This window comes from Rhodococcus sp. BL-253-APC-6A1W, assembly GCF_012843405.1.
Classification (GTDB): Bacteria; Actinomycetota; Actinomycetes; order Mycobacteriales; family Mycobacteriaceae; genus Rhodococcus.
In genome coordinates, this window is record NZ_JABAFB010000007.1 from 145,496 (window position 1) to 171,247 (window position 25,752).

The window sequence follows — 25,752 nt, forward strand, 5'->3', positions numbered from 1 at the left end:
GACGCGCTCGTCATGCCCAGGTGGACTCGGCCCGGGAGCCGAGGAAGTCGCCTTCGCTGGTCACGGGTGCCTCGAGCATGCCCGCGCACGCGTCGACGAGGAAGTAGGCGAAGCCGGTCCAGTTCGGCTCGACGGATTCGCGCTCGAGACGTTCTTCGTACTCGGCGCACGCGTCGATCACCATGTGCCCGAGAAGCCACGACCGGCCGGTGATGACCGACGCGGGAAGATCCGACACGGTCGCACGCGCCCGGCCGATGAGGTGGACGATGTCCGGGTCCGCCGTCGTGTTCGCGGCCACGGTCGCGACCATGGAGGGCACCGTGCGCAGTTGCCGGAGAAATCGCGCTCGCCAACTCGGGGAGGGAAGCGAAGCCAGCTGGTCCGTCAACGGAACGATGAGGCAGCTCAACAGGTCTCGTAGTCCCGGCTCCGGACCGAGCAACTCGACGAGTTCCCGCCGCCGACGTCGCGCGTCCTCCGAATACCGCATCATCGTCGCGCGCACGAGAGCGTCGCGACTGCCGAAGTGGTAGCTGACGGCGGAATGGTTCGCGTTGCCGGCGTGCTCGGCGATGCGCCGGTTCGACACCGCGTCCACTCCGAACGTGGCGAAGAGTTCCTCGGCCGAATCGAGGAGCGCCTGTCGTGCCTGGTCGCCGTATGTGCCCACGGTCGTTGCCGCCGCCTTTCTGTGTCGGGTCACCAGTGTGCCCAGTGCCGATGGGACGAAGGTCACCAACGTTCGGCTTGTCGAGTTTAAGACATGCCGCGTAACTTTTTAAGTCGGGCAGCGTATTTCTGGAGCACACCGGGAGCCGCGTCAGCCCGGACACCCGAGGAGATACGAATTGACCGACACACTCGCGCCCGAGAAGAGCGGCCCGCCGGGAGGTGACGCCGACGAGGCCGACCTCGCACGTGCTCGCAAGGAACACATCGGCCGCTACGTCGCGATGATCCTGCTGCCGTTCGTGATGGTCTCGATGATGATCACGGGCTACCTGGCCGCGATGCACTCGCCTGCCCCCAACAACATGCCGATCGCCGTGGCCGGGCCGGCCCAGCAAGCGGAGCAGTTCGCTCGCGCCCTCGAGGACGCCGACCCCGACGCTGTGGACGTCCGTGTCGTCTCCGGCGCCGACGCCGCTCGCGATCTCGTCCTCGCCCGTGAGGTGTCGGGTGCGGTGGCACTCGCCGAGAACGGCACCGCGACGGTGTACACGGCCGGTGCCGCCGGTGCCTCGCAGTCCTCCATGGTCAGCGGCCTGCTCGCGCCGCCGGTGCTGGGACAGGGCCTCGATCTCGTGGTGGAGGATCTCGCTCCGCTGCCTGCGCACGACACCGCCGGACTGGCGGCGATGTTCATGGCCACCGCACTCATGCTCGCGGGCTACATGCCGTTGAGCGTCATGCTGTCGAACTCTCCGGAACTCCTGCGGATCCGACGTGTGGTCCCGTTGCTCGCGGGATGGTCCGCCCTCATCGCCTTCCTCGTGTGGCTCGTGGCCGGCCCGGTCCTCGGCGCGGTCGAGGGCAACACCGCCGCAGTCCTGGGCATCTCGTGGCTGTCCGTCTTCGCGGTCGGTGCGGTGCAGTTGTTCCTCACCCGCATCCTCGGACCGATGGCCGTCATCGCCGGCATGTTGTTCCTGATGGTCCTCGGCGTTCCGGCATCCAACATGGGCATGTCGGTGCATGCGCTGCCGGGGCTGTACGCGACGCTGCACGGTTTCCTGCCGACCGCGGCCACCGGTGAAGCGCTGCGTTCGGCCCTGTACTTCGGAGGTGACGGCCTCGGCGGTCACTTGCTGGTTCTCGCCGTCGGAGCCCTACTCGCGCTCGTCGCGACCGTGGGCGTCGACGCGCTGAAGCGTCGTCGCAACCCTGACGCGGGCGACCCCGAGATCACGCTGCCGTCGCTGACCGCCGGACCGCGTCCGGCCAGCAACCGCGTCCGCTATGTGACGCTGGCGTTCTTCCCGCTGGGCATGGTCGTGATGATGCTCTCGTTCATGCTGGGTGCGATGTACCAGCCGGCTCCGCGCGACATGCCCGTAACGGTGGTGGCCGCGACCACCGAGCAGGCCGAGCAGGTGGTTGCGGGTCTGGAAGAGAACATGACCGGCCTGTTCGCCCTCAAGGCATCCGACTCGGTGGACGCAGCGCGCGCCGCCGTCCAGGACCGGACGGCCATCGCCGCCTACGTCCTCCCGTCCGCGACGTCGCCCACCGCGACCCTCGTCACCAACGAAGCCGCGGGTGTGAGTCAGCAGCAGGTCGTGACGACGGTCTTCGGTCAGGTGGCCGCCGGTTCCCAGATGCCGCTCACCGTCGAGAACCTCGCGCCGCTGCCGGGTGCCGACTCCATGGGGACGGTGACGCTCTACGTCGCGATGGGCTGGATCATGTCCGGGTTCATGCTCGTCGTGGTGGCGAGCAGCGCACAGCCCGCGGCGATGCGCCTGCGTCGGCTTCTGCCCATCGCCGCCGGATGGTCGGTGTTCATGTCGGCTGTCATCTGGGTCATTGCCGACCCGATCGTGGGAGCCGTCGACGGCCACTTCTGGCAGCTGTTCGCCACGGGTATCGTCGCGATCTTCTCGACGGCGCTGTTCACCGCGGTTCCGGCTCGACTGTTCGGGCTGCTGGCGGTGCTCCCGGCGGTAGCCATCCTCATGTTCCTGGGTGTCCCCGCGTCCAACGGTGCGCTGTCGGTGTACATGACGCCGGAGATCTTCACGACGCTGCACGCGGTGCTGCCGATGCCGGCCGCCGTGGAGTCCGTCCGGTCGATTCTCTACTTCGGCGGCGACACGGTCGGAAGCCACCTCGTCACCTTCGCCATCTGGGGTGCGGCCTCGCTCGTGTGCGTCGTCGTGATCGACGCCGTGCGGGCGCGGTCGGCCGCACGGAAGCAGGCCGTCGACGCCTGACCCCGGTTGTCCCACCCCGGCCGGCGATGCGCACCCGCGCGTCGCCGGTCAGGTGTGTGCGGGCGTGAGCATCACCGACGCCGAGTCGATGTCCTCCTTATCGAACGCCTCGAGTACGGCACGGGTGAGCGAGCGACGTACGCCCCACTGCTTGCCGGCACGCACCCGCACCGTCAGCCGCAGCGTCACGACACCGGCGCTCACAGAGTTGACCCCGAGCAATTCGGGCTTGTCGAGCACGTCGGCCACGATGTCGTCGCCCTCGACCCGGTCGAGCACCGCACGCAGCGCCACCTGACAGGCCCGGTGCACGTTGGCCGTCGGCGCGATCGGGATGTCGACCACGGCGACCGCGTGTCCCTGGCTCATGTTGCCGACCCTGAGGATTTCGCCGTTGCGGCAGAACCACAGGGTGCCGTCGATGTCGCGGATCGTGGTCACACGCAGACCCACCGATTCCACCGTGCCCACGGCGTCGCCCACGTCCACCACGTCGCCCACGCCGTACTGGTCCTCGAGAAGCATGAACATTCCGGAGATGAAGTCGCGGACCAGGTTCTGTGCACCGAAACCGAGCGCAACGCCCGCGATGCCGGCGGAGGCGATGAACGGTGCGACGTTGAAGCCGAGACTGTCGAGCGTCTGCAACACCGCCCAGACCAGCACGATGATCGACACACCCGATTTGAAGACCGAGCCGATGGTCTGCGCGCGCTGCGTCCGGCGTTCGCGCGCGTGCGGGTCGCCGACGGCCTTGCCTGCGCGTTGCTGCAGCGGCTTGAGGATCGAGAGCCGTGGCCCCTTCGAGGGGTCGCGAGGCTTGGTCATCCGGTCGATCAGGCGGTGCAACACGAAGCGGAGCACGATCGCCGCGACGATGTAGCTTACGATCGCCAACGGGCGTTCGATGAGCCACTCGCGGTTGGTCTCGGTCAGTTCGAAGGCCAGGCTCCAGCCGGGCAGGTTCGGCATAGACATTGTTCGCGAGTGTACAAATCTGTGACTTGTGGGGCGCCTGCTGTGAGATGTGACACGTGAGCCCAGCGGGAGCGCTCAGCCGAACACGACGAGCCACACCGCGACGGCATGACAGAGCGCGGCGAGCACCGTCGCGGCATGGAAGAACTCGTGATACCCGAACGTCGAGGGCCAGGGATCCGGCCATTTCGTCGCATAGAGAACGGCTCCTGCGCTGTAGAGCAGACCGCCTGCCAGCAGGAGCAGCATCGGCACCAGTCCCGCCTCGTCGACCAGGTCGCCCGCGACCGGCACGATGGCCCAGCCGAGCAGCAGGTAGAGGGGAACGCCGACCCATCGGGGCGCGGTGGGCCAGAGCATCTTCAGTGCCACGCCCGCGAGCGCTCCCGCCCACACCACGACGAGGAGGGTCCGGCCGGTCTCGGCGGGCAACGCCAGCACGGCGAACGGCGTGTAACTCCCGGCGATGAAGACGAAGATCATCGAGTGGTCGGCTCGCTTCATCCACATGCGCGCGCCGGGATCGGTCCAATGGACCCGGTGATAGAGCGCGCTCACTCCGAAGACGCCGCAGACCGTAGCGCTGTAGATCGCGGTCGGCCACACCGCGTCCGGCCGATCGGCGAGGAAGACCGACGCGAGGACGAGGGTGATCCCTGCGACCACGGCGATCGTGAAAGCCCACAGGTGAATCCATCCCCGCATACGGGGTTTGACCGGCAGTTCTTCGATGCCGAAAGCCGTCATGAGGACGCCCCACCTTCTCGACTCGCAGGTAACCTACGGTGCCGTAGGTCGAGTTCGAGGTCACGATACCGCCTGTGGAAGCGTCGCGACCGGCAGTGTGACCACCGCCGCGACCCGTCACTCGGGTGGGCGTAATGTGACCCACGTGGTGATGACGGGGTGAGCGCTCGAGGCGTGTTGTACCGACTCTACGAGCGCCGGTTGCTCAGGCAACTGGAGGGCGCACAGCGCCCGTGTCATGTCGCGGTGATGTGCGACGGGAACCGCCGGTGGGCCCGGGAGAACGGGTTCACCGATGTCAGCCACGGTCACCGTGAAGGCGCGAAGAAGATCGCCGAACTACTCGGCTGGTGTGACGCGGCCGGGATCGACACGGCGACGATCTACCTGCTTTCGACCGAGAACCTGCGCCGCGACCCGGAAGAACTCGACGTCCTTCTGGAAATCATCGCCGACGTCGTCGAGGAGATCTCGGCGCCGGGCCAGAACTGGAGCGTGAAGATCGTCGGGGCGCCCGATCTGCTGCCGGAGGACCACGCGAAGAGGCTTCGCGACGCGGCCGCGAGCACCGCTGGACGCACCGGGACGCATGTCAACGTGGCCGTCGGATACGGCGGCCGGCAGGAGATCGTGGACGCAGTGCAGTCTCTGCTGCGCACGAAGAATGCCGAGGGTCTCACCGGCACCGATCTCATCGAATCGGTGACCGTCGAAGCTGTCGACGACCACCTCTACACCTCCGGGCAACCCGATCCCGATCTCGTCATCCGCACCTCGGGGGAGCAGCGCCTCTCGGGCTTCCTGCTGTGGCAGAGCGCCTATTCCGAGATCTGGTTCACCGAGGCGTACTGGCCGGAGTTCCGGCGCGTCGATTTCCTTCGCGCACTGCGCGACTACGCGGCCCGGCACCGGCGCTTCGGCATCTGAGTCCGCGCCCCCGGCCGTCACAGCTTGCGCAGTCGCAGCCTGTTGATCGAGTGGTCGGAATCCTTGCGCAGCACCAGCGTCGCGCGGGGACGGGTCGGCAGAATGTTCTCCACCAGGTTCGGCAGATTGATCGAGTGCCAGATCTCTTTCGCGGCGCTGATCGCATCGCGATCGGAGAAGTTCGCGTAGTGGTGGAAGTGCGCCTGGGGATCGGCGAACGACGTCTTCCGGAGCGCGAGAAACCGCTCTACGTACCACTGTTCGATGTCTTCGAGGCGGGCGTCGACATAGATCGAGAAGTCGAAGAGGTCGGAGACCATCAGCCGGGGCCCGGTCTGCAGCACGTTGAGGCCCTCGATGATGAGGATGTCGGGCTGCCGGACGATGTGGTACTGGCCGGGAATGATGTCGTACGAGATGTGTGAATAGATCGGCGCCGTGACTTCCTCGGCACCGGATTTGACCTCGGTGACGAACCGAAGGAGTTTGCGCCGGTCGTAGCTCTCGGGAAAGCCCTTGCGGTGCATGATGTTGCGCCGCATCAGTTCTTTCGACGAATACAGGAATCCGTCGGTGGTCACCAGGTCCACCCGCGGATGGTGTTCCCAGCGCGCGAGCAGCGCCTGCAGCACGCGCGCGGTGGTGGACTTGCCCACCGCGACCGATCCCGCAACACCGATCACGAAGGGCACCTGCTGGTCCGGGTGCTTCTCTCCGAGGAAGGTGGCGGTCGCGGCGAACAGCCGCTGACGCGCGGCCACCTGCAAATGGATCAGGCGGGCGAGGGGAAGATACACCTCCGCGACCTCGGCGAGGTCGATCTGCTCGCCGAGTCCCCGGAGCCCGATCAATTCGTCCTCGGTGAGGACGAGCGGCGTCGACTTCCGCAGTGTGCGCCACTGCTTCCGATCGAACTCGATGTAGGGGCTGGGTTCGCTCAGGCGAGCCATCGGCACCGTCCCTCGACGACGGGTGACTCGTCGGTACCTCCCACGGAGCAGGAGCGGCGATGCATGTCCATGGAACGAATTGTGCTCGCAGACACAGCGCGATGCCTCGTCGGGGTCCCGTCGTGCGCCCCGGACCGCCTCCGGAGGACGAGTGGGGGACTAGGGTTGCACGTTATGCGAACGGACGACGTCGTTACCGAATACCTGCTGCTGGGGCTGTCTTTCGACCGCCTCGAGGAGGGATTCGTCGATGCGTATACCGGGAATCCGGAACTGCGCCGGCGGATCGAGAACGCCCCCCGGCCCGATCCCCGTGACCTATCCCACACGGCACGTCGTCTGCGCGAGGAACTTCCGTCGGCATCGTTGCCGGAGGAGCGCACCCGATTTCTCGAGGTGCACCTGCGCGCGATGGAGTGTTCCGCCCGCAAGTTCGCAGGTGAGGACATCGGATTCGTCGACGAAGTCGAGGCGTACTTCGACGTGCGGATCGCCCCCGGCAACGAGGACGACTATCGCGACGCGCACCGGCGCCTCGACGCCCTTCTCCCCGGCCCGGGGCCGCTGGCCGAACGTCTCCAGGCACACCGCGCATCCGAGGTGGTGCCCGCCGATCGCCTCGCAGAGTGTGTGGAGGCTTTCTCCGGTGCGCTGCGCGAGAAGGTGCGCGCGGTGTATCCCCTGCCCGACACCGAACGAGTCGAGTACGAGGTCGTCGGCGACAAGCCGTGGTCCGGATTCAACTACTACCTCGGCGACTACCGGTCGCGGGTGGCGATCAACTCCGACCTCGAGCAACATATGCCGCACCTGCCGCACCTGATCGCCCACGAGTCGTACCCGGGGCACCACACCGAGCACTGCCGCAAGGAGGCCGGACTCGTCGCGGCCGGCCAGGCCGAGCAGACGCTGTTCCTCGTCAACACCCCTCAGTGCCTGATGGCAGAAGGTCTCGCCGACCTCGCGCTCGACGCGATCGTCGGACCGGGCTGGGGCAAGTGGGCGCAGGACATCTACGCCGATCTCGGCCTTCGGTTCGACGGCGAACTCGCGGAACAACTGCACGACGCGTCGGCGGGCCTGCTGTCGGTGCGGCAGGACGCGGCGCTTCTCCTGCACGACCGTGGCCGCGACGTCGACGAGGTCGCCGGGTTCCTCGAGCGCTGGTCGCTGTCGAGCCCGCAACGTGCCCGGCAGGCGCTGCGATTCCTGTCGTCTCCGTTGTGGCGTGCCTACATCAGTACGTATGTCGAGGGATACCGCCTGCTGGGCGGGTGGCTCGACCGGGCTCCTGCCGGAGCGGACCGTGCCGAGCGGTTCCGCCGGCTTCTCGACGAACCTCTCGTGCCCAGCAGCCTGCGGTGACCTGCGTCTCGACCGGGGTCCGCCGTCCGACGGGGTCGACGGGGTTCGTAGACTGGAATACGTATCCTGCCGCCCTTCGCTTGGAGAATTCTCGATGACCGCTGTGCCCGGCAACGACATGAACACCGCCGCACTCGCCGACCTCGATCCCGAGGTCGCCGAGGCCATGGCAGGGGAGTTGTCGCGCCAGCGCGACACCCTCGAGATGATCGCGTCGGAGAACTTCGTGCCGCGCGCCGTCCTGCAGGCTCAGGGCAGCGTCCTGACCAACAAGTACGCCGAGGGCTACCCCGGCCGGCGCTATTACGGTGGCTGCGAGAACGTCGACATCATCGAAGACCTCGCCCGCAACCGCGCCAAGGAACTCTTCGGTGCGGAATTCGCCAACGTGCAGCCCCACTCGGGCGCCCAGGCCAACGCCGCGGTGCTCATGGCCCTGATGAACCCCGGAGAGAAGCTGCTCGGGCTCGACCTCGCGCACGGCGGTCACCTCACGCACGGCATGAAGCTGAACTTCTCCGGCAAGCTGTACGACGTCGCGTCCTACGGGGTCAGCAAGGAAGACCACCGCATCGACATGGACGAGGTGCGCGACATCGCCCTGCGCGAAAAGCCGAAGGTCATCGTCGCCGGCTGGTCCGCCTACCCCCGCCACGAAGACTTCGCTGCGTTCCGCGCGATCGCCGACGAGGTCGGTGCCTACCTGTGGGTGGACATGGCGCACTTCGCGGGACTGGTCGCCGCAGGCCTGCACCCGTCGCCCGTGCCCTACGCGGACGTCGTCTCCACGACCGTGCACAAGACGCTCGGCGGTCCGCGCTCGGGCCTGATCCTCGCAAAGAAGGAGTGGGCCAAGAAGCTCAACTCCGCGGTGTTCCCCGGCCAGCAGGGCGGACCGCTCATGCACGCCATCGCCGCGAAGGCCGTCTCCTTGAAGATCGCCGCGAGCGACGAGTTCAAGGACCGCCAGCAGCGCACCCTGTCCGGCGCGCGGATCCTGGCCGACCGCCTGTCGCAGCCCGACGTCGCCGACAAGGGCATCTCCGTGCTCACCGGAGGCACCGACGTGCATCTGGTGCTCGTGGACCTGCGGAACTCGCAGCTCGACGGCCAGCAGGGTGAGGACCTCCTCCACGAGGTCGGCATCACCGTCAACCGGAACGCCGTGCCGTTCGACCCGCGGCCCCCGATGGTCACGTCCGGCCTGCGCATCGGAACCCCCGCGCTCGCGACCCGGGGCTTCGGCGACGCGCAGTTCACCGAGGTTGCCGACATCATCGCGCAGACGCTCGTCGGCGACGCGGACAAGGACGCGCTGCGGGCTCGCGTGAGCAAGCTCGCGCAGGATCTGCCGCTGTACCAGGGACTCGAAGACTGGAAGCTCGTCTGACCGGTTCCGCGTTAACGTAATTTTCATCGACACGCCCCCTCCGCTACCCGGCGGAGGGGGCGTGTCGGGTTTAGCGTCGGGGGTGTAGTCGGCGCAGGTGCCGGGTACGCGGGAGGTCCCTGATCGTGTGGCTGACACAGTCCGAGCGAGGGGGCCGGCACCAGGCTCTCGTGGTCGTGACGACACCAGGGACTACCGGCCCACCGAACGACGTCTGCCGCGGTGCCGTGCAGACCGAGGAGCCTCACGTGAACGCAACACGCTCCGTCTCCCCCCGCTCCGAACGCCCGAGTGCGTCCCCAGCGACGAAACCCCTCGTTCGTACCTACGTGCTGGACACATCGGTGTTGCTTTCCGATCCCTGGGCGGTCACCCGGTTCGCCGAGCACGAAGTGGTGCTTCCACTCGTCGTGATCGGCGAACTCGAGGGGAAACGTCACCATCACGAACTGGGATGGTTCGCCCGCGAATCGCTCCGGCTGCTCGACGACCTGCGACAGCGATACGGCCGGCTCGACCAGCCGATTCCCATCGGGGAGTCCGGCGGAACCCTGCACGTCGAGCTCAACCACACCGATCAGGCGGTCCTGCCCGCGGGCTTCCGCACCGACACCAACGATTCGCGGATCCTGGCGTGCGCGCTCAATCTGGCGGGTGACGGCCGGGAGGTGACGCTGGTCAGCAAGGACATCCCGCTCCGCGTCAAGGCCGGTGCCGTGGGGCTGACGGCCGACGAGTACCGCGCGCAGGACGTCGTCCCGTCGGGGTGGACCGGTATGACCGAACTCGACGTGGATCGGACGGTGATCGACGAGTTGTTCGCCGAGGGCGTCGTCGATCTCGATGAGGCTCGGGACGTGCCGTGCCACACGGGAATTCGTCTTCTGGGAGGTTCGTCGAGTGCGCTGGGCAGGGTGACGGCGGACAAGCGGGTCCAGTTGGTGCGCGGCGACCGGGAGGCATTCGGGTTGCACGGGCGTTCCGCGGAACAGCGGGTCGCGCTGGACCTGCTGCTGGACGAGTCCATCGGCATCGTCTCGCTCGGCGGCAAGGCGGGCACCGGGAAGTCCGCGCTCGCGCTGACCGCAGGCCTCGACGCGGTGCTCGAGCGTCGCTCGCACCGCAAGGTGGTGGTGTTCCGGCCGCTGTACGCCGTGGGCGGCCAGGAGTTGGGGTACCTGCCGGGATCGGAAGCGGAGAAGATGAACCCGTGGGGTCAGGCGGTGTTCGACACCCTCGAAGGTCTCGCGAGCCCCGCGGTGATGGACGAGGTCATCAGCCGCGGCATGCTGGAAGTGCTTCCCCTGACGCACATCCGCGGCAGGTCGCTGCACGACTCGTTCGTGATCGTGGACGAGGCCCAGTCCCTCGAACGCAACGTTCTGCTGACGGTGCTGTCGCGGCTGGGGGCGGGATCACGCGTCGTGCTCACCCACGACGTCGGCCAGCGCGACAACCTCCGTGTGGGACGGCACGACGGTGTCGCCGCGGTCATCGAAAAGCTCAAGGGTCACCCGCTGTTCGCGCACGTCACCCTGACACGCAGCGAGCGGTCGCCGATCGCGGCACTCGTGACCGACATGCTCGAGGAGTTCGCGCCGGGAGTGTGAAGACGGCGTGCGGTGGCCCTGCGGCGCACCGCACAGGTGACCGGCCCGATGCCCCGTTTCCTCCTGCCGAGGGAACGGGGCATCCGGCTATCGGGTCTCGTCGGTGTCGGTGTCGGTGTCGGTCAGCGGTCCCAATTCGGCTTCGAGGACTTCTTGGACCACGCGCATCGCGGCCAATCCCGCGGGAGCGCCGCAGTACGCGCTGCAGTGGATGACCGATTCGACGATCTCGGTGCGGGACAGGCCGTTGCGCAGGGCGCCGCGAACGTGCCCGCGCAACTCGTTCTCCGCGCGCAGGGCGATGAGCATGCCGAGGTTGAGCAGGCTGCGGCTACGTCGATCCAGACCGGGCCGCGACCACACCGCGCCCCACGCGTGTTCTGTGACGAACTCCTGCATCTCCTCCGAGTCGGTGCCGCGAGCGCGGCCGAAGGCCCGCTCGACGAAGTCGTCTCCCATCACTTCGCGCCGGATCTCGAGTCCCGCTGCGAAACCCGGGGTGTACTCGGCGTCGGTCATGGCACTGCTCCTTGTCGGCCTGTCACCGACCGGTTCGATGACCGCAGAATTCTATGCCGCGACCGCCCGGCGACCGGCCGCAGCACGGACAAGCCCGCGGAGTGCTCCCAGCGCCATGTTGCCGGGGGAGAAGTGGTCGTCCCACACGGCGATCCGTCCGTCGCGCAGATGGAAGGTGCCGCACACCCAGAAACCGATCTCGACCGGCCCCAATCGGAAGATGTCGGTCCGTTCGGTGAGGACGACGTCCCCGTCCGTCGCGATGTGGTGGGTCACGACCTCGAACCCGACCCACGGACGTGCCATTCCGTGGAGCATTCCGCGTACCCGGGTGCGGCCGCGCACGGTCGGGAGGGATGTGTTGTGCCATGCGATGTCGTCGGTGAGCAGATCCGTCGCGGTGTCGAGTTCCCCCGACGCCAGCGCGTCGAGGAAACTCTGGACCGTGACGATGGAGCCGCCGGAGGTCGGGATTGTCGTGCTGTTCTCGGTCATGTGTCTCCTTGTACGGATGGCGCGAGATCCGTCGGCGTCCCGGTATCCGGGGTCGGGTTGCGTCGAAGCCTAGTGGGAGCCGAGACCTCGCGTCGTCGATCGGGACCGCTCGTCGAATCGGCGGAAATGCCAATTTCGTCGTCGGGATCGGGCACCCTGGAACTCGGTGTGAGTCCGAACTTCCGGCAGTGCCGAGTGTCGGGGCTGCGAGCCTTCGAGGAGCGACGCCATGAGAATTCCACGACGAAGTGCGTCCATCGCTGCGGCAGTTGCTGCCGTCGGACTGGTAGCCGTCGGTTGCGGGGACGACAACTCCGCATCGGACGTGGTCGGGAGCGCGACCAGTGCCGTCGGATCCGCAGCCGAAAGCGTCGGGTCGCAGGCGCAGAGCGCGGTCGAGTCGATCACCGCCGGCGAGGATGCCGAGAGCACCGGTTCCGGCGAACCGTCCGAACCGGCCGCCGACCAGTCGAGCGCCGTGCCCGGACCGAACGGCGAGGAGGTCGAACTCAGCGGACCGATCCTCGCGAAGTACATGGAGGTCGGAGGCGCGGAGAGTCCGCTCGGCAATGCGACCGGTAACCAGGAGGAGGTCGGTGACGGCTACGTCGCCGAGTTCGACGGCGGAATCATCGCCTGGAGCCCGGACACCGATGCCCACATCGTGTGGGGCGAGATCCGTGTCGCGTGGGAGGCAGACGGCGGCGCGGGCGGCGTACTCGGCTTCCCCATCAGCGACGAGGAAGTCGTTCCCGGAGGGTTCCGCAGCAATTTCCAGTTCGGCTACATCACCTACATCGACGGTGCCACCGAAGTCGTCCAGGAATGACGCGCGCCCGCGCCGGCGGGGTCAGTTCTCGCGTTCGACGCGCGCCATCGCGAGGACGTCGAGGCGGCGGTCGAGTTCTTCCTCGCTGAGGCTCTCACCGATCAGGCCGCGGTCCACCACGGCTTGGCGGATGGTTTTGCCTTCCTTCAGTGCCTCCTTCGCCACAGCCGCGGCCTCCTCGTACCCGATCGCGGAGTTGAGCGGCGTCACGATCGACGGTGACGACTCGGCGAGGGTGCGCAGACGCTCGACGTTGGCGGTGAGTCCTTCGATGCAGCGGTCGGCAAACAACCGGGAGACGTTGGCGAGCAGGCGGATCGACTCGAGCAGGTTGCGGGCCATCACCGGGATGTAGACGTTGAGTTCGAACGCGCCACCCGCACCGCCCCACGCGATTGCGGCATCGTTGCCGACCACCTGCGCGGCCACCTGCGTAACCGCTTCCGGGAGAACCGGATTGACCTTCCCCGGCATGATGGAACTGCCCGGCTGCAGATCGGGAAGGCGGATTTCTCCCAGACCGGTCAGCGGGCCGGACCCCATCCAGCGCACATCGTTCGCGATCTTGGTAAGTGACACCGCGACCGTGCGAAGCGCGCCCGACGCCTCCACGAGTCCGTCGCGTGCCGCCTGCGCCTCGAAACTGTCGAGTGCGGGCCGGAGCGCCTCGACGCCCGTGGCCTTCACAAGCTCTGCGACAACACGTACACCGAAGTCCGCGGGTGCGTTGAGGCCGGTGCCCACCGCGGTACCGCCGATGGGCAGTTCACCGAGCCGCGGCAACGTCGCTCCGAGTCGCTCGATTCCCGCTTCGATCTGGCGGGCGTAGCCGCCGAATTCCTGTCCGAGTGTCACGGGCACGGCATCCATCAGATGCGTGCGACCGGACTTGACGACGGTGCGCCACTCCTCGGATTTCGCGGCCAGTGCAGCGCGGAGGTGTTCGAGTGCGGGAATCAGATCCTTCACGACCGCTTCGGTCGCCGCGACATGCGTCGCAGTGGGGAAGGTGTCGTTCGAGGACTGCGACATGTTGACGTCGTCGTTGGCGTGCACGTCCACCCCGGCCCGGTTCGCCAGGGACGCGATGACCTCGTTGGTGTTCATGTTCGAGCTGGTGCCGGACCCCGTCTGGAACACGTCGATCGGGAACTGGTCGTCGTGCTTGCCCGCGGCGATCTCGTTCGCGGCGGCGATGATCGCGTCGGCCTTCGCGGGATCGAGCAACCCCAGATCCTTGTTGACCTGGGCGCATGCGCCCTTGAGCAGGCCCAGTGCATGGATCTGCGCCGGTTCGAGTGCGCGACCCGAGATCGGGAAGTTCTCGACGGCACGCTGAGTCTGGGCCCGCCACAGGGCATCCACCGGAACCCGGACTTCACCCATCGTGTCGTGCTCGATGCGGAACTGCTGGGAAGACTGTTCGGATGTGTCGGTCATGAATCCACCGTATGCCCGGCACAGCAGCGATGCGGGGCGGCACGACGACACACTCCGTCGAACCGCCCCGCACCACAGACGAGATCAGGGCATCGGAGGCGCAGCGCCCTCGACTCCGTGGAAGTCGATGGACGAGAACTCACCGAGCTTCTCGAGACGGTGGTACGCCTCGACCATCCGGACCGTGCCGGACTTGCTTCGCATGACGATGGACTGCGTGGTCGCGCCGCCACCGTAGTAGCGCACGCCCTTGAGCAGGTCGCCGTCGGTCACGCCGGTCGCGCAGAAGAAGATGTTCTCGCCCGTGACGAGTTCGCGGGTCGTGAGGACCCGGTCGAGATCGTGGCCGGCGTCGAGGGCTTTCTGGCGCTCGTCGTCGTCGGTCGGAGCGAGCTGCCCGTGCAGTTCGCCGCCCATGCAGCGGAGCGCCGCCGCGGCGATGATGCCCTCGGGGGTACCACCGATGCCGAGCAGCATGTCGACCCCGGAGTCCGGCCGTGCCGTCGCGATCGCACCGGCGACGTCGCCGTCGGAGATGAGCCGGATACGCGCGCCGGTTTCCCGGGTCTGACGAATGATCTCGGCGTGCCGCGGACGGTCGAGGATGATGACGGTGGTGTCGGAGACCGCGCGGTTCTTCGCCTTCGCGACCCGGCGGATGTTCTCCGCGACGCCGGCGGACAGATCGATCACATCGGCAGCCTCGGGGCCCACGGCGATCTTGTTCATGTAGAACACCGCGGACGGATCGAACATCGAGCCGCGCTCGGCGACCGCGAGCACCGCGATCGAGCCCGGCGCGCCCTTCGCCATCAGCGTGGTGCCGTCGATCGGGTCGACCGCGACATCACAATCCGGGCCGTCGCCGTTGCCGACCTCTTCGCCGTTGTAGAGCATGGGCGCTTCGTCCTTCTCGCCCTCGCCGATCACGACGACGCCCTGCATGGACACCGAACTCACCATGTGGCGCATCGCGTCGACGGCGGCTCCGTCGCCGCCTTCCTTGTCGCCGCGTCCCACCCAGCGACCCGCAGCCATCGCCGCTGCTTCTGTCACACGCACCAACTCGAGTGCGAGGTTGCGGTCCGGAGCTTCGCGACGAGATGGGGTGCTGGCCGTCATGGGCTACTGCCTCCTGAAGATTTTCGGTCGACGCGGGGCGCCGGCACGTGGGCGGCCGCCGTTCGGCGCCCGCACGATCCGATACGTGTATCGCGTCCTGATTGTCTCACCACCGCCGGTCGCGCAGGCTGCCGGACCCGGGCGGCGTCGGCACGCCCGGCATCGGGCTGTCAGACTGGATGCGTGGCATCCGACAAACCCCGCATCCTGAACGACTCCCGCGACATGGCCTGGTCGCTGATTCCGTTGGTCGCGCTGTGTCTTCTCATCGCTGCGATCGCCAGCCAGTGCTCGTTCAGTCCGGGTGGGCCGACCGCCGGTCCGGTGCCGTCGTTCGACGTCGATGCAGGTCTGCAGTACGACGCGCAGGAACTCGGCTTCCCGATCCGTCAGCCGGAGGTCCCGGACGACTGGCAGGCCAACTCGGGTAGCCGCAGCATCATCTCCGGCGCCGAAGGCGGCGACTCGAGCACCGTCGGGTACATCACGCCGGCAGGCCGGTACGTCAGGTTCACCCAGTCGAACGCGGGCCAGACCGAACTCGTGTCGTTCGTCGCCGGAGGCTCGCGCGCCGTCACCGACCTCCGCGAGGTCGACGGACGCGAATGGGTCGTCTACGGCGGCGAAGGCGTCGAACCGTTGTGGGTGTCCGACTTCGGAGATGTCCGCATCCTGATCGGCGGATCAGGCGACGAGGCCGAGTTGACTGCCCTGGCCACCGCCGCGGGTCAGGCCGAGCCGATCGTGCCCTGAGCGGGCCTACTCCTCGTCGTACTCGTCGGCGTCCTCGTCCGAGTCGAGATCGTCCGCGTGGGCGAGCGCGCTCTCGACACGTTCACGGGCACCGGCAAGATGCTCCTCGCAGCGCTTGGCGAGCGCTTCGCCGCGCTCCCACAGCTGAAGGGATTCGTCGAGATCGAGTCCGCCCTGCTCGAGCATCTTCACGACGCCGACCAGTTCGTCTCGCGCCCGCTCGTAGCCGAATTCCCGCACGTCGGCGTTGGCGTCGTCCACAGTTCTTGCCTCAGTTCTCGTATTCGTCATTTTTCGTGTCCCATGACCGCAGCCCGGGCGGCGCCGTCGGCCACCCGCACCCGGAGCTGGGTGCCGATGGGCATCTCGCCCAGCGAACGCACCACCTCGGGGGTTCCGCCGGGCACGACCCGCTGCACGACGGCGTACCCGCGTGCCAGGGTCGCAGCCGGTCCCAGCGTGCTCAAGCGGGCGCGCATGTGTTCGAGCGTCGACGACGCCATCGCGATCGTCCGCCCGATGTCGCGCCGCCCGGCCTCCCGCAGCCTGTCGATCTCCTCGTGCCGGCGATCGAGGGCGCGGAACGGGTCGGCCAGCACCGGTCTGTCACGCAGTTGCGCGATCACGTGTTCTTCCCGCCGCACCCAGCTGCGCAGCGCCGACGCCGAGCGGGCCCGCAGTTCGTCGACCAGCATCTGCTCCGCGACGGCATCGGGGACCACACGCTTGGCCGCGTCGGTGGGTGTCGCGGCTCGCAGATCGGCGACGTGATCGGACAGCGGGCTGTCGGGCTCGTGTCCGATGGCACTGACCACGGGGGTCGTGCAGGCCACGATGGCCCGGCACAGCGCCTCGTCGGAGAAGGGCAGCAGATCTTCCACGCTGCCTCCGCCGCGGGCGAGGATGATCACGTCGACGGCAGGGTCCGCGTCCAGCGCCTCGAGTGCGTCCAGGATCTGCGGTACAGCGGTCGGGCCTTGCACAGTGGTGTGCCGTACGTCGATCTGTACCGCGGGCCAGCGTCGCTGAGCCACCGACACCACGTCGCGTTCGGCGGCGCTGGCCCTGCCCGTGATCAGACCGATGCGCCGGGGGAGGAACGGCAGCGGCCGTTTGAGCCGCGGATCGAACAGTCCCTCGGCTGCCAGCAGACTCCGCAGCCGTTCGATGCGGGCGAGCAGTTCACCGATTCCGACGGCGCGGATCTCCGTGACCCGAAGCGACAGGGTGCCGCGGCCCGCCCAGTAGGTGAGCTTGCCGAACATGATGACGCGGCTGCCCTCGGTGACCGGCACCGGTGAGTCCTGCAGCAACTGAGGGGAGCACGTCACCGGCAACGACATGTCGACGGAGGCATCGCGCAGGGTCAGGAACGCTGTCCGGGTGCCCGGGCGCGCATTGATCTGGGTGACCTGGCCTTCGACCCAGATGGTGCCGAGCCGATCGATCCACCCGGCGACCTTCTGCGAGACGGTGCGGACCGGCCACGGATTCTCCGGAGAATTGGGCCGCGCCGCGGATTGCGCCGCCGTCACTTGTCACGCACGGTCGTGACCCGGTTCGACAGCATCGTCATGAACGGGGCGCGCGCCGCGTGTGCGGTCTCGTAGTCGAGCAGAGCGGTGAGATCCTCGGCCGAGAGGGTACGAAGACGCGCGCGCAACTGCGCGAGCGTCAGCGAGTCGTAGTCGAGATACTCGACGATCTCGGGAACGTCGGCGGTCTTGGTGGCGGCGGTCTTCGTGGCGGTGGATTTCGCAGCGGCAGACTTGCCGGCGGCCTTCTTCGCCGCACGCTTCCTCGGCGCCGGTGCCGCCCCCTCGGACGCGGGCTTCTCGGCGGCGGAGGGGGCTGGTTCGTCGTCGGCAACCGGTGGCGGTGTCGAATACAGGGCGAAGCGGCCGGGGGTGGCCGACCCCTCACCGTTCGTGCCGGTACCTGCGCCGCTGCCGGTGTTCGTGTCCGATGGAGCGGACTCGTCGAACACCGCCCACTCCGGGTTCTCCTCGGGGCGTGCGCCGAGAGATTCGAAAAGATGATCGCCCTTGATCGCCAGCGACGTCAGCACCTGCTGAAACCGCATCGTCGTCTGAAGGATCTGGCTCACCGTCGTCATCGGAAGCGAGACAGCGGTACTCGGCAGTTTGAGGGTCTCTTCGTAGGCGGTGACGGCCATGCCGGCGGCCACCCGTGCCATGAACGGTGGACGGATCATCCCTCAAGCCTGCCCGATGAACCGCATGATTGGTAGCCGAGCCGGGCCCGGGGATCACCCGGCCCGTACTCTGGTGGTATGTCTGCGTCTGTTCCACTCGAAGTCGGGATCACTCGATCGGCCCATAGCGCGGCCTCGGGCAAACGAGTGCTCCTCGCCGAACCGCGCGGTTACTGCGCCGGTGTCGACAGGGCTGTCGAAACGGTCGAGAAGGCCCTCGACAAGTACGGAGCACCCCTGTACGTCCGCAAGGAAATCGTGCACAACCGGCACGTCGTCGAGACTCTCGCCGATCGTGGTGTGGTCTTCGTCGACGAAACCGACGAGGTTCCGCCGGGATCGGTGCTGGTGTTCTCGGCACACGGTGTGTCACCGGCAGTGCACCAGTCCGCCGCAGAACGTGAACTCCGCACCATCGACGCGACCTGCCCCTTGGTGACCAAGGTCCACCAGGAAGCCAAGCGGTTCGCGCGCGACGACTACGACATCCTGCTCATCGGCCACGAGGGCCACGAAGAGGTCGAAGGCACCGCCGGCGAGGCCCCCGAGCATGTCCAGCTCGTCGACGGACCCGACGCCGTGGATTCTGTGACGATCCGTGACCCGGAGAAGGTCATCTGGCTCTCCCAGACCACGCTCAGCGTGGACGAGACGATGCAGACCGTGCAGCGACTCCGGGAGAAGTTCCCGCAGCTGCAGGATCCGCCGAGCGACGACATCTGCTACGCCACCCAGAACCGGCAGGTCGCGGTGAAGGCCATGGCCCCCGAGTGCGACCTCGTCATCGTCGTCGGGTCACGCAACTCCTCGAACTCGGTGCGTCTCGTCGAAGTGGCGCTCAATGCCGGTGCGCGTGCGGCCTACCTGGTCGACTACGCCCGCGAAGTCGACCCGGCATGGCTCGAGGGCGTCGAGACGGTGGGCATCACCTCGGGTGCGTCGGTGCCCGAGATCCTGGTCCAGGGCGTCGTCGATCTGCTCGACGAGCACGGTTTCCACGACGTGCGGTCGGTGACCACGGCCAACGAGACATTGGTGTTCGCCCTGCCGCGCGAGCTGCGCGCGGCGCGCCACTGACCGTCGGCCGATCCGCGTAGCGGTCCGCCCGGATCAGTCTTCGTAGCGGTCGCGGTACCGCACCTGCGGCGGGTCGTACGCCGGCGCGGGATGCGGTGCGACGGCCGGACGCGGCTCCCTGCGGACCGGCTCGGCTGCCGGCGGACGGCGGCGCGGGGCGCGCTCGTCGGCCGGCGGCACGAAATCTGTGCGAGGCGGACGCGGGCGCCGTGGCGTGCGTGCGACGGGCGGCGCGGGGTCGACGGCGCGCGCACCGTCGCCGTCCGGGGCAGGGCGGCGTCTGGGCGCGGGTTCGGCCCGGCTGTCGGTGACGTCGCGTACCGATGCGGTCGGCGGCGGTGCCTTGCGCACGGGCGCGGCGCCCGCCGCAGCCGGGGGCTTGGCGGACCTGGGAGTCGTACGCGGAGCGCTGCGTGTCCGTCTCGGCTCGCTGTCGCGATCTGCCGTCCGGCGACCTGCGGCACGTGTCCTCGATGCCGAACGTGCGCGCTGCCGCGGGGCACGCGAACGTGCTCCTCCCGCGCTCTGCTGAGCGGCGTAGATGCGGAAACCGCCGATCAGGAGCGCGACGACCGTGGCGAGAAGCATGGCCGGGAACCTGTTCACCAGCGGGTACGCGACGTTGAGCAGGAGGTCTTTGAGGCCCGACGAGCTTCCCGTCGAAATGATCTCCTGGCCCAGGGGGACCGCCACCATGAGAAGCAGCGGCGGTTGTGCCATGGCGGTGAACAGCCCACGATGGCGCACCGCGACGACTGCCGCGATGCATCCGAGCACGTAGAAGGCGGTGAACGCGGAAGTGAGTTCGTTGCCACGCGCGGCGTCGATCAGAATCCCGACGGCGGTGGACCCCGCCGCGATGGTGAGCGCACCCCACCACGGCACGCCCGGCACCGTCGAAATCAACGACCGCGTGTCGAGCGGCACCGCCGAGCGGGCACGTTGGGTTGCAGACACGAGCTAAACACTAGCGCGGCGGCGTCAGCTTGCTTCGTCGACAGGACCGTCGGATTCCGTTCTGCCCTGTTGCGTGCTCCGGCGCGGCCAGGCGTCGACCCGTCGTATCTCGGGTACGTCGCCGTCGAAGATCTCCAAGTCGTGGAGCTTGCGGGCTGTGACTCCCACCCTCGTCTCCATCGACGACACCGTGACATTGAAGGTCTCGACTGCCTTGCCCAGCTGTGACCCGAGGCGGTCGAGATGGGAACCGACCGCGCCCAGACGCTGATACAACTCGCGGCCCAGCCGGTGGATCGTCGCGGCGTCGCGGGACAGCGCCTCCTGCCTCCAGGTATGCGCGATGGTGCGCAACAGCGCCACGAGCGTCGTGGGGGTCGAGAGGATGACGTTCCGCGCGAAGGCGTACTCGAGCAGATCGGGAGCGGCGCCCAGCGCGGCATCGAGAAACGGATCGCCCGGGACGAACAGCACGACGAACTCGGGGCTGGGGTCGAACGACTCCCAGTAGGCCTTGGCGGACAACTGGTCCACGTGGGTGCGTAGCTGGCGCGCGTGGCGGGTCAGGTGCTTGGTGCGCTCGGCGGGATCATCGGCTTCGGCGGCATCGAGGTAGGCGGCGAACGGCACCTTCGCATCGACCACGATCTGTTTGCCGCCCGCCAGGTAGACGACGAGGTCGGGGCGCACACCGTCCTTGCCGACCTGCGTGTCGAAATCGCAGTGCCGGACCATCCCGGCGAGTTCGACGACGCGCTCGAGCTGGATCTCACCCCAGCGTCCGCGAACCTGCGGTGCCCGGAGCGCGGTGACGAGCTGTTGCGTCCGGGTGGAGAGCAGCTGCGACACCCGGTGCATCCCTTCGACCTGCTCGGAGAGCCCGGCATACGCGTGCACGCGGCTCCGCTCGACCTGCTCGACCTGCCGGGCCAGGGCGCCCACCGCGTCGTGCAGCGGATCCACCAGACGCGACACCTGCTCGCCGATCGCACCGGACTGGCGCCGTGCGGCGTCCTCGCTCACCGCGGCCAGCGACTGCCTCAGCTGTGCTTCGTTCCCGCGCAACGCGGCGAGCTCGGACTCGGCCCGCGCCGCACGTTCACCGTCGCGCGAAGCGCGGGCGAGCCACCCGAGAACGGCGCCGAGAACGAGGGCCACGAGCAGTCCGAGTGCCGTGAGTGCGGTCATGTGGCGCATGATGCCGCATCCGTCCGACACCCGCCCGGAACCCGGCGGTGTCGGAACGCTGCTCTACCGTCGGTGTCCATGCGCATCCTGCACACCTCCGACTGGCACATCGGGCGCACCTTCCACGGTGTCGACCTTCTCGCAGACCAGCGTCGTGCCCTCGACGCGATCGCAGGCCTCGTCGCCGAGCAGGACATCGATGTGGTCGTCGTGCCCGGCGACGTCTACGACCGTTCGATCCCGAGTTCCGACGCGGTCGCGGTGTGCAATGCGGGCTTCGAGGCCATCCGCGCGGCCGGTGCGGTCATCGTCGCCACCTCGGGCAACCACGATTCGCCGGTGCGGCTCGGAGCCGGAGCAGCGTTCGCCGCGCACGGCGGTCTGCACCTGATCACCCGGGTGTCGCAGATCGAGCACCCCGTCGTCCTGGAGGACCGGCACGGTCCGGTCGCGTTCTACGGCCTTCCGTATCTCGAGCCCGAGATCACCCGCGCCGAACTCGGTGTGCCCACAGCGCGTTCGCACCAGGAGATCCTGGATGCCGCGATGCGCCGCGTGCGGGAGGACGCCGCGCAGCGTGGAGGGCGCACCGTGGTGCTCGCGCACGCGTTCGTGGTCGGTGCCGAGCCGACCGGGTCCGAACGATCGATCTCCGTCGGTGGTGTCGAGACGGTTTCTGCCGCGTCGTTCGCCGGCGCCGACTACGTGGCACTCGGGCATCTGCATTCGCCGCAGACCGTCGCGGAGCACGTCCGGTACTCCGGATCTCCGCTGCCCTATTCCTTCGGTGAACGCACCCACCGCAAAGCGGTGTGGATCGCCGACCTCGACGAGACCGGTCTCCGGTCCGTCGAACGCATCGACCTGCCGGTGGTCCGGCCGCTGACCAAGTTGACGGGCACGCTCGACACGCTGCTCGGCGATCCCGCCTACGCCGAAGCGACCGAGCACTACGTCTCGGCCACACTCACCGACCCGGTCCGTCCCCTCGACGCGATGCGCAAACTGCAGGAACGGTTCCCGCACGCCGTACACGTCGAGTGGCAGCGTCCCGCGTCCTTCTCCGAAGGCACCTACCGAGACAAGGTGCGCGGTCGCAGCGACGTGCAGATCGCCGAGGCGTTCCTCGGCGACGTGCGCTCCGCACCGTCGGCTCGTGAGCTCGGGTGGATCGGCCAGGCGTTGCGCGACGCCGACCGCAAGCAGGGCGTCGGCGACGTACTGCCCGGCGCCGACCGCGCCCGGACGGATGTGCCCGCGTGAGACTCCACACGCTCGAGGTCACGGCGTTCGGCCCGTTCGCCGGCACCGTCGAGATCGACTTCGACGAGCTCGGCTCCGACGGCTTGTTTCTCCTCCACGGACAGACGGGCGCGGGCAAGACATCGATCCTCGACGCTGTGGCCTTCGCCTTGTACGGCACCGTTCCCGGGGCCCGCGCCGACGGCCGGCGCCTCCTCTCCGACCACGCTCCGGCCGGTGTCGCACCGCGGGTGCGGCTCGAAGCCACCATCTCGGGTCGGCGGATCGTCCTCGAACGCAGTCCCGAATACGAACGTCCCAAGATGCGGGGCACCGGCACCGTCAAGCAGCAGGCCAAGGCGACACTGACCTGGCTCGACGGGCAGGGCGAGAACCTGTCCCGGATCCCCGACATCGGTGACGCCGTCAAGGGCTTGCTGGGGATGAGCGCCGAACAGTTCTTCCAGGTGGTGCTTCTGCCGCAGGGTGAGTTCGCGAAGTTCCTGCGCGCGGGCAGCGACGAGCGCGGCAAGCTGCTCGAGCGACTGTTCGACACGACCCGCTTCGGGGATGTCGAGCAGTGGTTCCGCGACCGCCGCGGCACGGGCGGCAAACTCCTTGCCGAACAACAGAAAACGGTCGATCTTCTGGCCGCGAAGGTGGCCGCCGCCGCGGGTATCGAGGCGGGAGCCGACGCGGACCCGGTCGAGTGGGCACACCGACTGTCCGCCGAAGCCGCCGACACTCGCGATGCCGCCGCTGCGGTCCTCGAACGCGCCCGAGAAGTCGACGCGGAGAACCGCCGCGCGCTCGACACCGCCGTCGCGCTGGAACAGAATTTGCATCGCCGCACCGGCGCCCTCACAGTGCTCGACACGCTGACGGCCTCCGAACCCGATCGGCAGCGGTTGCGCAGCGAGCGCGACGCCGCGCGCCGTGCGGTTCCGGTCTCGGTCGTCGATCTCGATGCGGCGCGGGCCGTCGCGGACGCGGAGGCTGCTGCCCACGCGGCGCGCGCTGCCCGCGCTCCGCTCGAGGAACACGACGAAGGCCGGGCACTGCTGGCAGAGATCGGTGACGTTCCCGCAGACACCGACCGCGCCGTGATCCGGCCCCGGTGCGAACAGTGGTCGGCGGAGGTTGCGCGGCTCGACGATCTGCTCGAGCAGCATCGGCGGGTGGCAACGATCGAGGCGGACCTGGGTCGCGTGGCCGAGCGGCGCCGCGCCCTCGGCGACAACCACACGACACTGGTCGCCGAGCGCGCTGCGTTACCCGACCGGCTCGCTGCCGCGGCCGCCGCGGTCAGTGAGTCGGAGCAGGCTGCCGCGTCCGTCCCGGGACTTGTCTCCGCCCGCGACCGCGCCGCTGATTCTCTCGGTGCCGCAGTCGAACTCGCCGCGCTCGGCACCGACCTCGAGCGAGCACAGCAACGGGTGCTGACGTTGCATTCGGCGTTCAACGACGCCCGCGACACGCATCTCGACATCCGGCGTCGCCGCATCGAGGGAATGGCCGCCGAACTGGCGGCCCGGCTCACGGCCGGCGAGCCGTGCGAAGTCTGCGGTGCCACAGAGCATCCCGCTCCCGCCGTCCCGGCGCCGGACACGGTCACGAAGAACGACGAGGCCGCCGCACAGGCTGCGGAACAGCGCGCGGAGCGAGCGCTCGCCGACGCGCGGACCGCGGCAACCGAGATCTCCGGGGCCGTTGCGGTGCTGCGTCAGCGTTGCGGCGACGTTCCGGTCGAGGATCTCACCGTCCGTCACGCCGACGCGGTTTACGCACACGACGCGGCGAAAGCGCTCGCCGAACATCTGGTGCGGCGTCGCGCCGCGGTCGACGAACTGCACCGTCTCGCCACCGACCTCGACGAACGAATCCGCCGCGTCGAGGCCGAACTCGCAGACCTGGACCGCCGCACCGCGGTGCTCTCCGCCGAGGCCGCGGAGGTCCGCAACCGCATCACCGCTGCGGTCGGTGATGCCGACTCCCTCACGCCGAGGCGTCGCCGGGCGGCTGAGCTCGCCGCCGCCGCGACCGCGCTGCTCGACGCGCGCTCGACGGCCTCCCATGCCAGGAAGGTCGCCGAGCAGCGGTCCGCGGCGGCGCTCGCCGCCGCGACCGAGGCCGGTTTCGCCGACCTCGACGCCGCACGTGCGGCACTTCGGCCGGGGGAGCGGATCGACGAGATCGATCGTGTGCTCCGAGCGGCCGACAACGAACGGGCGGTCGCGCAGGCCACGCTCGCCGAGCCTGCGATAGCCGTTCTCACCGGAGACGAGACGGCCGATGTGCCCGGGGCGCGGGCAGCGGTCGCCGCGGGCGCTGCCGCGCTCGACCGGGCGCACGCTGCCGCCACCGAGGCGGCCCGCCGGTACCTCGACATCGACGCCTACACGGCGCGTCTCGAGCAGGCGTACGCGAAACTCGTCCCTCTCCGCGACGAGCAGGCCGAACTCGCCGACCTCGCGGACGTCGTGGCCGGTGGCGGCTCCAATGCCAAGAAGATGTCGCTGCGCTCGTATGTCCTCGCGGCGCGTCTCGAGGAGGTGGCGGAGGCCGCGTCGGAGAGACTGCGCAGGATGTCGGGCGGCCGGTACGAGTTCGTGCACTCCGACGCGGCCGACACCCGTGGTCGACGCGGTGGCCTGGGGCTCGACATCCACGACGAATACACCGGCGTGGTCAGGTCGACGAAAACCCTGTCCGGAGGTGAGTCGTTTCAGGCGTCGCTGGCGCTGGCCCTCGGGCTCGCGGACGTCGTCGCAGCGGAAGCCGGCGGAGTGGTCCTCGACACGATGTTCATCGACGAAGGGTTCGGCACCCTCGACGCGGACTCTCTGGATGCGGTGATGGGGGTGCTCGACGAATTGCGCGCCGGCGGCCGGGTCGTCGGGGTGGTGAGCCACGTCGACGAGATGCGGCAGCGGATCCCGAGCCGGCTGCACGTCATCCGCGGCCGGTCGGGATCCACTGTTCAGGTCGCGAGCTGACCCGCAGGAGCGTCCG

23 protein-coding genes are annotated in these 25,752 nt (G+C 68.5%); 10 read left to right on the forward strand and 13 right to left on the reverse strand.

Going from position 1 to position 25,752, the window contains the following annotated elements:
- Nucleotides 1-10: 10 nt before the first annotated feature.
- Complete coding sequence (locus HF877_RS12760; protein WP_346765137.1) at nucleotides 11-706, reverse strand: TetR family transcriptional regulator; 696 nt, start codon at nucleotides 704-706, stop codon at nucleotides 11-13.
- A gap of 145 nt (nucleotides 707-851) precedes the next feature.
- On the opposite strand from HF877_RS12760, the gene HF877_RS12765 reads away from it, so the two are divergent.
- A complete protein-coding gene (locus HF877_RS12765) occupies nucleotides 852-2,936 on the forward strand; it encodes an ABC transporter permease (RefSeq protein WP_169621538.1) in 2,085 nt (694 codons plus the stop codon).
- A 48-nt stretch (nucleotides 2,937-2,984) separates the two neighbouring features.
- Here the strand turns inward: HF877_RS12765 and HF877_RS12770 are convergent, their stop codons facing one another.
- Both HF877_RS12770 and HF877_RS12775 read right to left on the reverse strand, forming a co-directional pair.
- A complete protein-coding gene (locus tag HF877_RS12770; RefSeq protein WP_169621539.1) occupies nucleotides 2,985-3,914 on the reverse strand; it encodes a mechanosensitive ion channel domain-containing protein in 930 nt (309 codons plus the stop codon).
- A 75-nt stretch (nucleotides 3,915-3,989) separates the two neighbouring features.
- Nucleotides 3,990-4,661 carry a hemolysin III family protein gene (locus tag HF877_RS12775; RefSeq protein ID WP_169621540.1) on the reverse strand — a complete coding sequence of 224 codons (672 nt, stop codon included), beginning with the start codon at nucleotides 4,659-4,661 and terminating at the stop codon, nucleotides 3,990-3,992.
- 159 nt (nucleotides 4,662-4,820) lie between these two features.
- On the opposite strand from HF877_RS12775, the gene HF877_RS12780 reads away from it, so the two are divergent.
- Nucleotides 4,821-5,588 carry an isoprenyl transferase gene (locus HF877_RS12780; protein WP_169621541.1) on the forward strand — a complete coding sequence of 256 codons (768 nt, stop codon included), beginning with the start codon at nucleotides 4,821-4,823 and terminating at the stop codon, nucleotides 5,586-5,588.
- A gap of 17 nt (nucleotides 5,589-5,605) precedes the next feature.
- Here the strand turns inward: HF877_RS12780 and coaA are convergent, their stop codons facing one another.
- Nucleotides 5,606-6,538: a type I pantothenate kinase gene (coaA, locus tag HF877_RS12785; protein ID WP_169621542.1), complete on the reverse strand. Its 933-nt coding sequence runs from the start codon at nucleotides 6,536-6,538 to the stop codon at nucleotides 5,606-5,608.
- A 174-nt stretch (nucleotides 6,539-6,712) separates the two neighbouring features.
- Here coaA and HF877_RS12790 point away from each other — a divergent pair, with 174 nt between their 5' ends.
- The 3 genes from HF877_RS12790 (at nucleotide 6,713) to HF877_RS12800 (ending at nucleotide 10,903) form a co-directional block, all read left to right on the forward strand.
- Nucleotides 6,713-7,903 carry a DUF885 domain-containing protein gene (locus tag HF877_RS12790; RefSeq protein ID WP_169621543.1) on the forward strand — a complete coding sequence of 397 codons (1,191 nt, stop codon included), beginning with the start codon at nucleotides 6,713-6,715 and terminating at the stop codon, nucleotides 7,901-7,903.
- Nucleotides 7,904-7,997: 94 nt separating this feature from the next.
- Nucleotides 7,998-9,293, forward strand: coding sequence for a serine hydroxymethyltransferase (gene glyA / locus HF877_RS12795; RefSeq protein ID WP_169621544.1), 1,296 nt, complete (start codon nucleotides 7,998-8,000; stop codon nucleotides 9,291-9,293).
- Between the two features lie 329 nt (nucleotides 9,294-9,622).
- Entirely contained in the window at nucleotides 9,623-10,903 is a 1,281-nt protein-coding gene (locus tag HF877_RS12800) for a PhoH family protein (protein WP_169621709.1), read from the forward strand.
- Between the two features lie 87 nt (nucleotides 10,904-10,990).
- Here the strand turns inward: HF877_RS12800 and HF877_RS12805 are convergent, their stop codons facing one another.
- Complete coding sequence (locus tag HF877_RS12805; RefSeq protein ID WP_169621545.1) at nucleotides 10,991-11,422, reverse strand: carboxymuconolactone decarboxylase family protein; 432 nt, start codon at nucleotides 11,420-11,422, stop codon at nucleotides 10,991-10,993.
- A 51-nt stretch (nucleotides 11,423-11,473) separates the two neighbouring features.
- Nucleotides 11,474-11,917 carry a limonene-1,2-epoxide hydrolase family protein gene (locus HF877_RS12810; protein WP_169621546.1) on the reverse strand — a complete coding sequence of 148 codons (444 nt, stop codon included), beginning with the start codon at nucleotides 11,915-11,917 and terminating at the stop codon, nucleotides 11,474-11,476.
- Nucleotides 11,918-12,146: 229 nt separating this feature from the next.
- On the opposite strand from HF877_RS12810, the gene HF877_RS12815 reads away from it, so the two are divergent.
- Nucleotides 12,147-12,746: an esterase gene (locus HF877_RS12815; protein ID WP_169621547.1), complete on the forward strand. Its 600-nt coding sequence runs from the start codon at nucleotides 12,147-12,149 to the stop codon at nucleotides 12,744-12,746.
- A 21-nt stretch (nucleotides 12,747-12,767) separates the two neighbouring features.
- Here HF877_RS12815 and HF877_RS12820 read toward each other — a convergent pair whose 3' ends face one another.
- Entirely contained in the window at nucleotides 12,768-14,186 is a 1,419-nt protein-coding gene (locus HF877_RS12820; protein ID WP_169621548.1) for a class II fumarate hydratase, read from the reverse strand.
- A gap of 84 nt (nucleotides 14,187-14,270) precedes the next feature.
- Nucleotides 14,271-15,308 carry a class II fructose-bisphosphatase gene (gene glpX / locus HF877_RS12825; protein ID WP_169621549.1) on the reverse strand — a complete coding sequence of 346 codons (1,038 nt, stop codon included), beginning with the start codon at nucleotides 15,306-15,308 and terminating at the stop codon, nucleotides 14,271-14,273.
- A 183-nt stretch (nucleotides 15,309-15,491) separates the two neighbouring features.
- Here glpX and HF877_RS12830 point away from each other — a divergent pair, with 183 nt between their 5' ends.
- Nucleotides 15,492-16,061: a DUF4245 domain-containing protein gene (locus tag HF877_RS12830; protein WP_169621550.1), complete on the forward strand. Its 570-nt coding sequence runs from the start codon at nucleotides 15,492-15,494 to the stop codon at nucleotides 16,059-16,061.
- Between the two features lie 6 nt (nucleotides 16,062-16,067).
- On the opposite strand, the gene HF877_RS12835 is transcribed toward HF877_RS12830, so the two are convergent.
- Genes HF877_RS12835 through HF877_RS12845 form a run of 3 tightly spaced genes read right to left on the reverse strand, consistent with a single transcriptional unit; the run spans nucleotide 16,068 to nucleotide 18,276 of the window.
- Nucleotides 16,068-16,322, reverse strand: a complete 255-nt coding sequence (locus HF877_RS12835; protein ID WP_346765138.1) for an exodeoxyribonuclease VII small subunit — start codon at nucleotides 16,320-16,322, stop codon at nucleotides 16,068-16,070.
- A 26-nt stretch (nucleotides 16,323-16,348) separates the two neighbouring features.
- Entirely contained in the window at nucleotides 16,349-17,596 is a 1,248-nt protein-coding gene (xseA, locus tag HF877_RS12840; protein WP_169621552.1) for an exodeoxyribonuclease VII large subunit, read from the reverse strand.
- Nucleotides 17,593-18,276: a lipid droplet-associated protein gene (locus tag HF877_RS12845; protein WP_169621553.1), complete on the reverse strand. Its 684-nt coding sequence runs from the start codon at nucleotides 18,274-18,276 to the stop codon at nucleotides 17,593-17,595. The genes xseA and HF877_RS12845 overlap by 4 nt, the downstream gene beginning before the upstream one ends.
- Before the next feature lie 78 nt (nucleotides 18,277-18,354).
- Here HF877_RS12845 and HF877_RS12850 point away from each other — a divergent pair, with 78 nt between their 5' ends.
- The gene (locus HF877_RS12850) at nucleotides 18,355-19,353 is read left to right on the forward strand and encodes a 4-hydroxy-3-methylbut-2-enyl diphosphate reductase (RefSeq protein ID WP_169621554.1); all 999 of its coding nucleotides are present in this window, start codon (nucleotides 18,355-18,357) and stop codon (nucleotides 19,351-19,353) included.
- Nucleotides 19,354-19,386: 33 nt separating this feature from the next.
- Here the strand turns inward: HF877_RS12850 and HF877_RS12855 are convergent, their stop codons facing one another.
- Nucleotides 19,387-20,310 (reverse strand): DUF6542 domain-containing protein, encoded by a 924-nt coding sequence (locus HF877_RS12855; protein WP_169621555.1) that lies wholly within the window; start codon nucleotides 20,308-20,310, stop codon nucleotides 19,387-19,389.
- Nucleotides 20,311-20,334: 24 nt separating this feature from the next.
- Complete coding sequence (locus HF877_RS12860) at nucleotides 20,335-21,498, reverse strand: DNA recombination protein RmuC (RefSeq protein ID WP_169621556.1); 1,164 nt, start codon at nucleotides 21,496-21,498, stop codon at nucleotides 20,335-20,337.
- A gap of 78 nt (nucleotides 21,499-21,576) precedes the next feature.
- On the opposite strand from HF877_RS12860, the gene HF877_RS12865 reads away from it, so the two are divergent.
- Together HF877_RS12865 and HF877_RS12870 are read left to right on the forward strand one after the other, a co-directional pair.
- A complete protein-coding gene (locus tag HF877_RS12865; RefSeq protein ID WP_169621557.1) occupies nucleotides 21,577-22,761 on the forward strand; it encodes an exonuclease SbcCD subunit D in 1,185 nt (394 codons plus the stop codon).
- Nucleotides 22,758-25,736, forward strand: coding sequence for an SMC family ATPase (locus HF877_RS12870; protein WP_169621558.1), 2,979 nt, complete (start codon nucleotides 22,758-22,760; stop codon nucleotides 25,734-25,736). Before HF877_RS12865 ends, HF877_RS12870 begins: the two co-directional genes overlap by 4 nt.
- Nucleotides 25,737-25,752: the final 16 nt, after the last annotated feature.

Coding starts and splice junctions, on each gene's coding strand:
- HF877_RS12810 (WP_169621546.1), bottom strand. CDS start 11,917: ATGACCGAGAACAGCACGACAATCCCGACCTCCGGCGGCTCCATCGTC.
- glyA (WP_169621544.1), top strand. CDS start 7,998: ATGACCGCTGTGCCCGGCAACGACATGAACACCGCCGCACTCGCCGAC.
- HF877_RS12860 (WP_169621556.1), bottom strand. CDS start 21,498: ATGACCGCACTCACGGCACTCGGACTGCTCGTGGCCCTCGTTCTCGGC.
- HF877_RS12815 (WP_169621547.1), top strand. CDS start 12,147: ATGAGAATTCCACGACGAAGTGCGTCCATCGCTGCGGCAGTTGCTGCC.
- HF877_RS12865 (WP_169621557.1), top strand. CDS start 21,577: ATGCGCATCCTGCACACCTCCGACTGGCACATCGGGCGCACCTTCCAC.
- HF877_RS12845 (WP_169621553.1), bottom strand. CDS start 18,276: ATGATCCGTCCACCGTTCATGGCACGGGTGGCCGCCGGCATGGCCGTC.
- HF877_RS12775 (WP_169621540.1), bottom strand. CDS start 4,661: ATGACGGCTTTCGGCATCGAAGAACTGCCGGTCAAACCCCGTATGCGG.
- HF877_RS12820 (WP_169621548.1), bottom strand. CDS start 14,186: ATGACCGACACATCCGAACAGTCTTCCCAGCAGTTCCGCATCGAGCAC.
- glpX (WP_169621549.1), bottom strand. CDS start 15,308: ATGACGGCCAGCACCCCATCTCGTCGCGAAGCTCCGGACCGCAACCTC.
- HF877_RS12770 (WP_169621539.1), bottom strand. CDS start 3,914: ATGTCTATGCCGAACCTGCCCGGCTGGAGCCTGGCCTTCGAACTGACC.
- HF877_RS12850 (WP_169621554.1), top strand. CDS start 18,355: ATGTCTGCGTCTGTTCCACTCGAAGTCGGGATCACTCGATCGGCCCAT.
- coaA (WP_169621542.1), bottom strand. CDS start 6,538: ATGGCTCGCCTGAGCGAACCCAGCCCCTACATCGAGTTCGATCGGAAG.
- HF877_RS12805 (WP_169621545.1), bottom strand. CDS start 11,422: ATGACCGACGCCGAGTACACCCCGGGTTTCGCAGCGGGACTCGAGATC.
- HF877_RS12790 (WP_169621543.1), top strand. CDS start 6,713: ATGCGAACGGACGACGTCGTTACCGAATACCTGCTGCTGGGGCTGTCT.